General features: G+C 37.1%; 14 protein-coding genes and 1 other annotated feature. All 14 genes read right to left on the bottom strand.

Annotation, left to right across the window (positions count from 1 at the left end):
- The 14 genes from DCE79_RS03995 to ftsA all read right to left on the bottom strand — a co-directional run bounded on the left by DCE79_RS03995 (position 1) and on the right by ftsA (position 12,829).
- Positions 1 to 327, bottom strand: coding sequence for an AzlD domain-containing protein (locus DCE79_RS03995; RefSeq protein WP_108711824.1), 327 nt, complete (start codon positions 325 to 327; stop codon positions 1 to 3).
- On the bottom strand, positions 324 to 998 hold the full coding sequence (locus tag DCE79_RS03990; RefSeq protein ID WP_108714420.1) for an AzlC family ABC transporter permease: 675 nt from the start codon (positions 996 to 998) through the stop codon (positions 324 to 326). Before DCE79_RS03990 ends, DCE79_RS03995 begins: the two co-directional genes overlap by 4 nt.
- A 165-nt stretch (positions 999 to 1,163) precedes the next feature.
- Positions 1,164 to 3,929, bottom strand: a complete 2,766-nt coding sequence (gene ileS / locus DCE79_RS03985) for an isoleucine--tRNA ligase (RefSeq protein ID WP_108711823.1) — start codon at positions 3,927 to 3,929, stop codon at positions 1,164 to 1,166.
- A 51-nt stretch (positions 3,930 to 3,980) separates the two neighbouring features.
- Positions 3,981 to 4,204 (bottom strand) — a binding site (T-box leader).
- Between the two features lie 68 nt (positions 4,205 to 4,272).
- On the bottom strand, positions 4,273 to 4,818 hold the full coding sequence (locus tag DCE79_RS03980; RefSeq protein ID WP_108711822.1) for a DivIVA domain-containing protein: 546 nt from the start codon (positions 4,816 to 4,818) through the stop codon (positions 4,273 to 4,275).
- Between the two features lie 93 nt (positions 4,819 to 4,911).
- Positions 4,912 to 5,700 carry a YlmH family RNA-binding protein gene (locus DCE79_RS03975; protein ID WP_108711821.1) on the bottom strand — a complete coding sequence of 263 codons (789 nt, stop codon included), beginning with the start codon at positions 5,698 to 5,700 and terminating at the stop codon, positions 4,912 to 4,914.
- Positions 5,701 to 5,896: 196 nt separating this feature from the next.
- The gene (locus tag DCE79_RS03970; protein ID WP_108711820.1) at positions 5,897 to 6,157 is read right to left on the bottom strand and encodes a YggT family protein; all 261 of its coding nucleotides are present in this window, start codon (positions 6,155 to 6,157) and stop codon (positions 5,897 to 5,899) included.
- Between the two features lie 23 nt (positions 6,158 to 6,180).
- Entirely contained in the window at positions 6,181 to 6,690 is a 510-nt protein-coding gene (locus DCE79_RS03965; protein WP_108711819.1) for a cell division protein SepF, read from the bottom strand.
- A 12-nt stretch (positions 6,691 to 6,702) separates the two neighbouring features.
- Entirely contained in the window at positions 6,703 to 7,371 is a 669-nt protein-coding gene (locus DCE79_RS03960; RefSeq protein ID WP_108711818.1) for a YggS family pyridoxal phosphate-dependent enzyme, read from the bottom strand.
- Between the two features lie 75 nt (positions 7,372 to 7,446).
- On the bottom strand, positions 7,447 to 7,686 hold the full coding sequence (locus DCE79_RS03955; protein ID WP_108711817.1) for a PRC-barrel domain-containing protein: 240 nt from the start codon (positions 7,684 to 7,686) through the stop codon (positions 7,447 to 7,449).
- 76 nt (positions 7,687 to 7,762) lie between these two features.
- On the bottom strand, positions 7,763 to 8,533 hold the full coding sequence (gene sigG / locus DCE79_RS03950; protein ID WP_108711816.1) for an RNA polymerase sporulation sigma factor SigG: 771 nt from the start codon (positions 8,531 to 8,533) through the stop codon (positions 7,763 to 7,765).
- Positions 8,534 to 8,617: 84 nt separating this feature from the next.
- Positions 8,618 to 9,325 (bottom strand): RNA polymerase sporulation sigma factor SigE, encoded by a 708-nt coding sequence (gene sigE, locus DCE79_RS03945; RefSeq protein ID WP_108711815.1) that lies wholly within the window; start codon positions 9,323 to 9,325, stop codon positions 8,618 to 8,620.
- Positions 9,326 to 9,338: 13 nt separating this feature from the next.
- Positions 9,339 to 10,160, bottom strand: coding sequence for a sigma-E processing peptidase SpoIIGA (locus DCE79_RS03940; RefSeq protein ID WP_108711814.1), 822 nt, complete (start codon positions 10,158 to 10,160; stop codon positions 9,339 to 9,341).
- Between the two features lie 175 nt (positions 10,161 to 10,335).
- Positions 10,336 to 11,496, bottom strand: coding sequence for a cell division protein FtsZ (gene ftsZ / locus DCE79_RS03935; protein ID WP_108711813.1), 1,161 nt, complete (start codon positions 11,494 to 11,496; stop codon positions 10,336 to 10,338).
- 40 nt (positions 11,497 to 11,536) lie between these two features.
- Positions 11,537 to 12,829: a cell division protein FtsA gene (gene ftsA, locus DCE79_RS03930; protein WP_108711812.1), complete on the bottom strand. Its 1,293-nt coding sequence runs from the start codon at positions 12,827 to 12,829 to the stop codon at positions 11,537 to 11,539.
- Positions 12,830 to 12,878 lie beyond the last annotated feature (49 nt).

Here is a 12,878-nt window from a genome sequence, read left to right as displayed (position 1 = left end):
CTATGTAAGAAAGTATTTTAATATCGCCATTGTCACTACGCCTGCAATAACTGTTTTCGATAAACTTTTTGTTAGTAGTGCTACAACTAAAGTAGGGATAAAGGTCACTACATTCACCCATTGAATCGTTACAACGTGCGCTTGCTTTTCAAAAAGGCCTTCAATAACTAATGCTGATAAAATACAAATTGGAATATACGCAAGCCAACGTAATACAATGGCTGGTAGTTTCATATTTTTTACTAATACAAACGGCAATATTCTCGGCAGCCATGTCACCAACGCGCACCCTAAAATTAATAACATCATTGCTAAAGAGGTCGTCATTTTTCTGTAGCCACCCCAATCGTCGCAATAACCAATGTCGAAAGAAGCACTGCCAGATGCCCAGGCATAACGTACATCATTCCATACATACTCATGACCATGAAGACGATAAGTTTTAAGTAATGCATTAGTTTTTCTCTCGGAATACTCTCTAATGTTAAAACAAGTAATGCTATAAACATTGCTACAAGTGCATAGTCCAAGCCCCATTTTTCTGGATCAGGTAACCACTGTCCAATGACGCCTCCAATCGTACATGCAGCAATCCAAGTTGTATAGGCGGTAATGTTTAGTCCATCCATCCATTTGCCACCAAGACGTTTTTCTTTACTTGCAGCTACTACGGATACACCAAAAGTTTCATCCGTTAATAATGTACCAAAGCCAATATTTCGCAAAGTCGAGTGTTTCGTAAAATACGGAGCAATCGTTAGTGACATGAGCAAATGACGTAAATTTACGATGAAGATTGTCACAATGACTGCTGTAACAGGTGCGCCAGCTAAATAAAGTCCGCAAAAAATAAATTGTGCCGATCCCGCATAAACAAGTACGGACAATAAAAATACTTCAAGCACAGATATCCCTGATGCAATCCCAACTACACCAAATGCAACGCCAATGCTTATATAGCCAAGAAGCGTTGGAATGCAATCTTTAACACCTTGCATAAACGTGTCAGGCGTTCGGATATTATGTTGTGTTTGTTGCACGATTTATACCTCCTTGAAATTTCTTTTTATTCAGAAAAATAAAAAGAGTATAAAGAACGCCATTACCAATAAAGGTAACAGCGTTCAATAAAGTGAAACTTCAATCAGTTAATACTGGATTAATTATGCGTAATAGTTTTCGACTACATCTGCACAACGTTTACATAAAGTAGGATGTGCTTCAGAAGTACCAACTGTTTCTGAAATTGTCCAACAACGGTCACATTTTTCACCATCTGCTTTTTCTACGACTAAAGCTGTTTTCTCTAGTACTAAGCTTTCAGCAGGAGCTGCATCTTTGCTACCAGCGATTACAAATTGTGAAACGATTGACAATTGAGCAAAGTTAATGTGTGCATCATTTAATAATTCCACTGTTTCACTATCTGCATAAACTGAAATTTTCGCTTCTAATGATTTACCGATTGTTTTAACGTTACGTGCTTCTTCTAACGCTTTTAACACTTCGTTACGAACAGCGATAATTTTAGCCCATTTTGGACGTAATTCAGCAAAGTTTGCTTGTTCATCTACTTCTGGGAAATCTGTTAATTGAATTGATTGTTCTTTATCATCTAATTCTACATAGCCCCATAATTCTTCTGTAGTATGCGGAATGATTGGTGTTAATACTTTTAGTAACGCCATTAATGTATCATACATAACCGTTTGCATTGCACGACGATCTTTGTTATCAGTACCTTCGATGTATACAACGTCTTTTGCAATATCTAAGTAGAATGAAGAAAGTTCGATTGCTACGAAGTTATTTACTGTTGTATAAACTGTTGAGAAGTCATAACGTTCATATGCAGCGCGAATTGTTTTAATAACATCTTGTAGGCGCATGTACATGTATTGATCCATTTCACGTAAATCATTGTACGCTACACGGTCAGTTGATGCATTGAAATCTGTTACGTTACCATGTAAGAAACGTAATGTGTTACGTACTTTACGGTAAGTTTCAGAAACCTGTTTTAACATATCCATAGAAATACGAACGTCGGCTGTATAGTCAACTGATGCTACCCACATACGTAGAATATCAGCACCGTATTGGCTCATTACTTTTAATGGATCAATTGTATTACCAAGTGATTTCGACATTTTACGGCCTTCACCGTCTAATACGAAACCATGTGTTAATAAGCCTTTATATGGTGCATGACCATTAATCGCAACAGATGTAATTAATGATGAGTTGAACCATCCACGGTGTTGGTCAGAACCTTCTAAGTAAAGGTCAGCAGGATATTTCATACCGCGTTCAACTAATACGCCTTGGTGAGATGATCCTGAGTCGAACCATACGTCCATAATGTCATTTTCTTTTGTAAATTTACCGTTCGGGCTACCTGGATGTGTAAAGCCTTCAGGTAATAATTCTTTTACTTCTTTTTGGAACCAAATATTTGAACCGTGTTCACGGAATAATTTTGAAATATGAGCGATTGTTTCTGGTGTGATAATTGGTTCTTCGTTTTCAGCATAGAAAATTGGAATCGGAACACCCCATGCACGTTGACGAGAAATTACCCAGTCACCACGGTCACGAATCATATTGTAAAGACGCGTTTCACCCCATGCAGGTGTGAATTCTGTTGATTTTACTGCAGCAAGTAACTCATCACGGAACATTTCAACCGAAGCAAACCATTGTGGTGTTGCACGGAAAATTACTGGTTTTTTTGTACGCCAGTCATGTGGGTATGAGTGAGAGAACTTAGACACATTTAATAACGCGCCTTCTTCTTTTAATTTTTCAATGACTACTGGATTTGCTTTTTCATAGAATAAGCCTTCAAAGCCAGGTGCTTCATCTGTATAACAACCACCATTATCTACTGGTGATAAAATATCTAAACCGTAACGTTTACCGATTTGATAGTCATCTTCACCATGACCTGGTGCTGTGTGTACACAACCTGTACCCGCTTCAGCTGTTACATGATCGCCTACCATTACTAATGAATCACGTTTGTAAATTGGGTGTTCTGCAACTAACATGTCAAGCTCTTGGCCTTTTACTTCTTGGACGATTTCGTAAGTTTCCCAACCAAATGTAGCAGCTAATTTTTCTAGTAAATCTTTCATGACGATATACTTAGAACCATTTGCTTCGACTACAACATATGTGTATTCAGGATTTACTGAGATCCCTAAGTTTGCAGGAATTGTCCAAGGTGTTGTTGTCCAAATCACGAATTTCGCATCCGCTGGTACGACACCTTTGCTATCTTTAATACCGAATGCTACATAAATTGAATACGATTCAACATCTTTGTATTCGATTTCTGCTTCTGCTAATGCTGATTCAGAAGATGGCGACCAATATACAGGTTTTAAACCTTTGTAGATGTAGCCTTTTTCCGCCATTTTACCAAATACTTCGATTTGACGTGCTTCGAATTCTGGTTTTAATGTGATGTATGGGTTTGCCCAATCCGCACGAACACCTAAGCGTTGGAATTGTGCACTTTGGTTTGCAACTTGCTCATATGCATATTTTTCACAAAGTTCACGGAAATCAGCTACTGACATTTCTTTACGCTTAACGCCTTTGTTTGTTAACGCTTGTTCGATTGGTAAACCATGTGTATCCCAACCTGGAATATAATTTACGTGGAAACCAGTCATCGATTTATGACGGTTAATCATATCTTTAATTACTTTGTTTAATGCATGACCTGCATGGATGTTACCATTTGCATATGGGGGGCCATCATGTAATAAGAAGTGTGGGCGATCCTTTGTACGCTCCATCACTAATTTATTGATATCCATTTCATCCCACTGTGCTTGAATTTGTGGTTCTTTTGTCGGTAATCCACCGCGCATTGGGAAATCTGTTTTTGGCATTAATAATGTATCTTTATACTCTACCATTTGAAAAGCCTCCTAAAGTTTTTTGAATAGCAAAAAGCCCCTCAATCCCATAAAAGGGACGAGGAGCATGACTCTCGTGGTACCACCCTAAATTTGCTCATCTTTATAGACTTGCCTCATTAGACACTGTAACGTCGTGTAAAACGAAATAGCTTACTTTTTTCAGCCATTTAGCTCAAGAGTGATTTTCTATTTAGATGCTTCGTTCGAGCTTCCACCATCCTCGAATCGCTTTACCACAACACTAAATTTACTGTCTCCGTCTTTGCTTTTATGCAGATTGCATCCTATTCATTATTTTTCAGTATATGAAAAGGTTACACACAATGTCAAGTACGATTCCTTAATACATTACATTTCCTTCTGCTGAACTCTCTTGTTCTTCATCAGAACGATTTTGATCTTGAATTTCTGTAAGATCAACATCATATTCAAGTAAGTGTTCCCAATCATCGGTGTTCAATAAATCTAATTGTGCTTCGACAAGCATTTTAAAACGATTGCGGAATACTTTTGATTGTTTCTTTAATTCATCAATTTCAATCGTTACTTTACGTGCTTTCGTTAATGCATCATTAATAATACGATCTGCATTTTTTTCTGCTTCTTTCACGATTAACTTGGCTTCTTTTTGAGAGTTGCGGCGAACTTCATCAGCCGCCTCTTGTGCTACAACGATTGATCTTTGCAATGTATCTTCTAATGAATTGTAGTGATTCATCCGTTCAGACATTATTTTTACTTTGTCTTCTAATTCTTTTCTTTCACGTAAAATAATCTCATAATCTTTAATAATTTGATCTAAAAACTCATTGACCTCATCTTCAGCATATCCACGGAATCCACGGGCAAATTCTTTATTATGTATATCAAGAGGTGATAATGGCATCTCGTTCTACTCTCCTTTACGAACAGTTCTTTTAAATATTATAATCTTTTCTAAAGTGAATAACATCCTATTTTCACAAAAAACACTGGTTTATTATGTTTTTTGCTCTAAACGTCCTACTTGTAGGCGAATTTTATCCTTTTTCGTACGTCCTTCTGTCATAATAACCTTCATTCGACCAAATCCACGTGCCGAAACAATATCGCCTTCTTGTAGCTCAAATGCAACAGCTTCACGCACCGTCCAATTGACTTTTACCTTTCCCGCGTTAATTAAGCTTTGTGATTTTTGGCGAGAAATATTAGCAATCGTTGCTAAGACAACATCTAAGCGCATAGAAGAAACGGTGTAAGAATTTTCCACCCATTTTTCTTCATTTTGAATATAGGGTGTTGTTGCATCTACTTCTTCTAAATGCACCTTCACTTTTCCAATACTCGTCAAATGAGCACGTACATAATCAGCAATTTCCATAGTGAGTGCAAATTGTACCGTATTTTCAGTTAAACGAATATCTCCAAACTTACTTCGATCAAGACCAATTGATAATAGTGAACCTAGCACATCTGGATGACGTAGTTGAACAAATTTCGTCGGGTAATGAATCGAATAAATCGTAATTTGAAACTCTTCTTCAGCAGGCTCAAAATAGGACGGAGCAATCAGCATTCGTTTTCGTTCTGCATTTTCAAATAAACCTTCCGTAAACACCTTCAAGTCCTCCGACTGTTTAACAATCGATTCAACGATAAAGCGCTGTCTCGGGTCAAGAAAATCCGTCAACTTTGGTGCATAGCGATCCTCTACTTCACGCTGCCAACCGACAACCTGTTCAATAAAGGGTTGTTCATCTTTTCGAAAATGTTGTATTAGATGCTCCACAGAACTTACCTCTTTCTTTAAAAATGTATCTTTAAATATTCCACTATTTTCTATTTCCGAAACACTATTTTCTTTAGAAAAACATTTTACGGGCCAAATAATGTGAAATTTTATCTTTTCTTATGTTGCTTGAAAATTTCTTCCTTCTTAGCCGTTAAAAAAGAATTCCCCTACTTGCCGCAGGGGAATTACTTTACTATAACAAAAATCCGATGACGTTATAAACACCTTGTTCGATGAAAATTAATACGAAAAGACCGACAATTGGTGAAATATCGATCATACCAATCGGTGGGATAAACTTACGGAAAAATCCTAAATACGGTTCACAAGCCTTTTCTAAAAATCGTCCTACTGCAGATTCTTGTAGCGCTGGAATCCAAGACATTAGTATGTAAGCGATCAGCATATAACGATAAATCATAAATGCTGCGCTAACAATTGAAATAATTGTCATTTTTATACCTCACTAAATTTATATTATTCAAACGTTAGGTTTGAAATTTCACCTGATACTTCTACGTTTTCTGGTGTGCATAAAAAAATATCATTGCCGATACGTTGAATATCGCCACCTAGTGCATATACCGTACCACTTAAGAAATCGATAATTCGTTTTCCTTGATCACGGTCGATACGTTGAAGATTTACAACTGTTGCACGTTTATTTTTTAAGTGTTCTGCTATATCTTGTGCTTCCGCATAAACTCGTGGCTCTATTAAAACAAGCTTTGAATTTTTAGAAGATGAAGCTGCTTGTAAACTTACAACATTATTTTGTACAGAAACTTCATTTCGTGACTGTTGTTGAGGCTTACGCTCTTTTTTTATACGATTTTGAATGACTTGCTGTTGAGGTATGCGCTCTTGATTTTGAGATGGCACTGCCCTTGGTACTTGCTTTTCTGCTGGTTGCGATTGCTCTAGTGCATGTTCTTCTTCTGCCTCTTCTAGATAGAAGAATTTATCAAATATATTTTTAATACTCATTGTACTTCCTCCTTAACCAACAAGAGCTGTTCCAATTCTTACAAATGTTGCACCTTCTTCAACGGCAATTTCATAGTCATTTGACATTCCCATCGATAACTCCGTACAAGGTACATTGTGTAAGTTTAATTGTGCAACCTCTTGTTGAAGCTGTTTTAATTCCTGAAACACATGTCTAATAACGGATTCATCCTCAGTGAAAGGAGCCATTGTCATTAAGCCAACTACTTCTATTTTTGAAAATTTCTCAAGTTGCTTTACAAATTCAAGTGTTTGCTCTTTCGTTAATCCATGCTTTGAATCTTCTCCCGATACATTCGCTTGAACAAAGCATTTCACCTTTTTTGTTGCTCTTTTTTCAATTTCCTCTGCTAAACTCAAACGATCTAATGAGTGTAAATAATCAATTTCATTAATGATTTGCTTCACTTTACGTGTTTGTAGAGAACCGATATAATGCCAAGAAATAGTTGACTGAATGGCCTGTAGCTTTGATTCTAAGCCTTCTGGACGATTTTCACCTAAGTTTACTAGACCTGCTTCAATTGCCTCTTGTGTGCGTGCTACATCAACTTGTTTCGTTACAGCAATAATATTGACGGCTTGCTGTGCATTTGATCGTTGTTTTGCTTGTTCTATATTATTTTGAATAATTTCTAAATTATTTACGATTTTCGCCACTTTTTCCCCAACTTTACAACAATAGTTTCTTTCATTGTAACAAGCGGTTCTGTAATTTTCAATGAATAGCGTGACCTATTCGTTTTGAGTCTTCACAAGTATGACATCTTTTCCCACTGTGAGTATATGACTATAAGCAATCTTCCTTACTCCCTCTTCCGCTTGGAATAAGTGGTAAAACTTCTTTGGCGCAGAAATTATAAACGCCTCAATCATTCCATCCTTTTCACTAACTTCTGCATCGACGATATAACCGATAAATTTTCCACTCTCTGCATCAATAATTTCCTTTTCCTGAACTGACGTAAACCGCATTTCTCCATCCTTTCATTTATATAAAAAGGACGGCCCATAATTTTGGACAGTCCCTTTTTAGTCATCTATTTTACATTTACCTAAAATCACGCTTCATCATTTCAACAGCACTCTTTTCTAATCGAGAAATTTGAGCTTGTGATATGCCTAATGATTGAGCAATTTCTGATTGTGTTTCTCCGTAAAAAAATCGTTTTGTAATAATTAATTTTTGACGGACATCTAATTTTTTCATACTTTCCTGTAAAGAAATTGTCCCGATCCATTGTTCTTCAGATACTTTATCTTTTAATTGATCAATCATATAAATGGCATCTCCACCATCTGAATAAATCGGTTCTTGTAAGGACAATGGATCTTGAATTGCATCGAGAGCATAGAGCACATCTTCTTTTTTCATATCAATCACTTGTGCCAGCTGATCGATTGTAGGTTCTACTAAATGCTCAGTAATATACTGTTCACGAGCTTGCATCGCTTTATAGGCAATATCACGTAATGAACGCGATACACGCAATGAATGATGGTCTCGTAAATGGCGGCGAATCTCTCCCATAATCATTGGTACCGCATACGTAGAAAAGCGGACATTATGCGATAAATCAAAATTATCTATGGCCTTTAATAATCCAATGCATCCTACTTGAAACAAATCATCTGCTTGTTCCCCTCGATATGCATAACGACCTACAATACTTAACACAAGTCTCAAATTACAAAACACTAATTCTTCTCGAACATGCTCTTCACCTTGCTGTAATCGGATAAAAAGATTTTTCATTTCTTCGGGCTTCAATAGCGGTAACGTTGATGTATCGACGCCACATAGCTCTACCTTTGTACGCATGTGCTTTCACCTTCCGAACTTTGATCTGTTTGCAATCAGTTTGTCCGTAAAAGCTCGCACTATGCGCGCCAAATTTAGCCAGAATTATGCGATTGGTTCATTTAAATATTCGCGTAGGTCTAAAATTATTTTCTTTTCTAAACGTGAAATGTAGGATTGTGATATTCCTAAATGATCGGCTACTTCCTTTTGAGTCATTTCCTCTTTACCATTTAATCCAAAGCGACATTCCATAATATATTTTTCTCGTGGTGTCAGCTGATCGATTGCCATAAACATATGTTGCCGTTCCAATTTCCGTTCGACATCCATCATGATAATATGTTCTTCTGTTCCTAATATGTCGGATAATAGTAATTCATTACCATCTGCGTCCGAGTTTAATGGCTCATCAAAAGAGACTTCGCCTTTCATTCGACTCGTTTTTCGTAAATGCATTAAAATCTCATTTTCTATACAACGTGAGGCATACGTAGCTAATTTAATATTTTTTTCTAAATTAAATGTTTCAATTGCTTTAATTAGTCCAATAGATCCAATACTGATTAGGTCTTCAATCGGGGTACCCGTATTATCAAATCTTCGTGCGATATACACGACTAAGCGTAAATTACGCTCAATTAGCATGTCTCTTGCTAGTAGATCACCATTCATAAAAGCTTCGACTACGACAACTTCTTCTTCACGAGTTAGTGGAATTGGCAATGAATCATGTCCTCCTATATAATATGTCCCTTTTTCGACAAAAATGTGGATGAATTTAAAAAAGAAATTTTTTATTTTTTGAAGCAATACCGATCCTCCCTTATGAATTGATAAGAACAATAACATGTGCAATCATTTGAGCATTTTGCGGAAAACGTGCGTCATTTTTAGTAAAAACAACATAATGATTATGATAGGTTTTTTCATTCATACAAAGTGCTATTCGAAATGCAGGCACGAACACTTTACGATTTTGTATCGTCGTAATGCTTACAATGCGCATGATTTTTCGAAATTTAGGTGGAAACATTTCCAGTTCAAGAGGCGCTTGCTCTGACCATTGTAATAAGCTCTCACTTAATTCAACGGGTAGCTTCTCTCGCACTGCTTGAAACGAAATAAAATGTACAGGTGCTTGGCTTAATGGTTCGATACATTCGTTTCCTGTATCGATATAAGCACGTAACGCTAATGTTTCTCCCGCTAATTGAACTTCACATGGAGTCACATATTGCGTTTGAATCATCTGAATGAGCTTCGCTTTCCAACTCGTTTTCATGATCAATAAACTACTACATACTATGCAAAAACATATAATAATATAAACGAAACTCGAGCGATGCATAAGTAATGGTTGAACAGCCGTAAGTAACCCGCCTGCTAATAAAGTCGCAACTAACAACCATCCACCTTGTACAAAAAAACTTTTAACACGGAATGAAAATGCTATTCCGATGAGCAAAATGAAACTCACAAATATGACCCACGCATGTCCATAAAAAATGACAACAATAAGCGCACTACTTAAGCTACTGATTAACATCCGCCAAATTGGTATCGTTACATTCGTCACCGCTTGTGTAAAACGAAGTAATGCTAGATTCAATATAAAATTAAATACAATGATTAATTCCGCAAACATGTATTGTCCTCCTGAAAAAAGACTATCATTTCAAAAGTTAAGATTTTGTAAAATAATGGCACCTAAAGCTAAAAATCATTTGACATTTTATTTACATATTTAGAATTTTTCGACATAAAAAAGCCGCTCGCAAAACTAAACTAATTAGTTTTGCGAGCGACTTTTTAAAGTAAGATTAGCGACGACGATTACGTAAGAATGTCGGAATATCTAATGCATCTTCTTGTTGATAGTTTGATTGTTGTTGCTGTTGACGAGGTGCTTCATGTTGAACTGGTTGTTCTTGAGCACGAACAGGTTGTTGTGGTGTCTGTGCTTGAGTTGCTGCTTGTTGACGTGATGCGATTGATGGACGAATCGGCTGAGGTTTTGGAACAATAAAGTCATCCGAGAAACCTGTTGCAATCACTGTTACGATGATTTCATCATTTAAGTTATCATTAATAACTGAACCGAAAATCATGTTTACTTCTTCGTCAGAAGCTAGTTGGACGATGTCTGCTGCTTCTTGTACTTCATATAAGCTTAAGTTTGTTCCACCAGTGATATTCATAATGACACCTTTAGCACCATCGATTGACGTTTCTAATAATGGTGAAGAAATAGCTTTTTTCGCAGCTTCTACAGAACGGTTTTCACCTGAAGCAATACCGATACCCATTAACGCAGAACCTTTATCAGACATAATCGTTTTTACGTCTGCAAAGTCTAGGTTGATAAGACCAGGTGTTGCGATTAAATCTGAAATACCTTGTACACCTTGACGTAATACGTTATCCGCTTCACGGAATGCCTCTAACATCGGTGTCGATTTATCTACAATTTGTAATAACTTATCGTTTGGAATGACGATTAGTGTATCAACCGCTTCTTTCATTGAAGTAATACCGCCAATCGCTTGTGTTTGACGTTTACGGCCTTCAAATGTAAATGGACGTGTCACAACACCAACCGTTAAAGCACCTAAATCACGAGCAATTGAAGCGATTACCGGCGCAGCACCTGTACCAGTACCACCACCCATACCAGCCGTTACGAATACCATATCCGCACCGCGTAGTACTTCTTCTAATTGTTCACGACTTTCTTCTGCTGCCTTTTTCCCTACTTCAGGGTTTGCACCAGCACCAAGACCGCGCGTTAACTTTCCACCGATTTGTAATTTATATTCAGCTTTTGATAAATTTAAAGCTTGTGCATCCGTATTAACAGCGATGAAATCAACGCCTTGTACACCATGTTCAATCATTCGGTTAACAGCATTGTTACCGCCACCGCCAACGCCGATTACTTTAATAACTGCTAGTTGGTCCATACCCATTTCAAATTCTAACATATGATTCTCCTCCTAATTGTTCACGTCATCCATTTTCGTATTAATCGAAAAATTTATTTAATAAGTTTTTAGCGCGATCAATAACACTTACTTTATTGCCGCTGTCTACTCTCTCCGGCGCATTTGCTTGTTTTTTAGAAGGAGCTTGTTGAGCAGGATAAGGTGCATAAGAAGCCACTGTACTTGGCTCACTTCGACCATAAAAATCATCATCGGCGTTCGCATAATGAATTAACCCAACTGACGTCGTAAATGCCGGTTCACGAACACCAATATAATCTGGCGTATAAATGCGTACACGTGATAACATTACTTGACGAGCTAACTGAGCGAGTCCTTCAAGCTGTGCTACTCCACCAGAGATAACAATACCACCTGGTAAATCTTGAATACCCATACGAGCTAACTCATCTAATACAAGTTCAAATAATTCTTCTAAACGTACACCAATAATTTCGGCAATATAACGCTGACTGTATTGGTCTGTTGAATCTGTTCCTACGACTGGAACTTCAAATAATTGTTCATCTGAAGCATCATCATAAAATGCATGTCCATATTGCTTTTTAATTTTTTCTGCTTGTTCCGTCGGTGTTTTTAATACAATTGATAAATCTTTTGTAATATGGTCGCCACCAACTGGAATCACAGCCGTATGTGTTAATAAGCCGTCCTGGAACACTGCAACTGTCGTAGATCCGCCGCCTAAATCAATATAAGCAGTTCCCTGGTTTTTTTCATCTTCCGTTAAAGCAAATTGGCCTGCTGCTAACGGCTGTAAATAAATTTCACGAATTTGCAAGCCGGCACGTTCAACACATCGTAAAACATTATGTACAAGCGTCTTAGATGTCGTAATCATCGTTGCGTCCATTTCTAAACGAATACCGATCATACCGCGTGGGTCTTTAATTTCATCGAGATTATCGACAATAAATTGTTTGGGAATTAAATTGACTAATTCACGCTCTGGTGGAATTGACATGACTTGTGCAGAATCAATTACACGAGCTAAATCATCATCTGTAATTTCTCGATCTTCCCCATTAACGGCAACAACACCTTTTACTGGTTGTAAAAAGGTTTGATTTGCTGGCACGCCAAGTACAACTTCTTCGATCTTAATCCCAGTCATTCTTTCTGCCTGCTCAACTGCTTTTTTTATTGATTGTACGGTTGCATCTATATCAACGATTGCACCTTTTCGAATACCTGTTGATTTCACATGACCTACACCAATTACGTGCAATTGATCATCACCCATTTCACCTATAAGGACCTTAATAGAAGATGACCCGATATCGAGTGAAACATATATTTCTTGATGATTCAATTTACTGCACCTCCTTCGATTAACTCCTATTATTCATTCTATTGTATAT

Source organism: Lysinibacillus sp. 2017, assembly GCF_003073375.1.
Taxonomy (GTDB): domain Bacteria; phylum Bacillota; class Bacilli; order Bacillales_A; family Planococcaceae; genus Solibacillus.
This window is presented reverse-complemented; position numbering and strand designations above follow the sequence as displayed.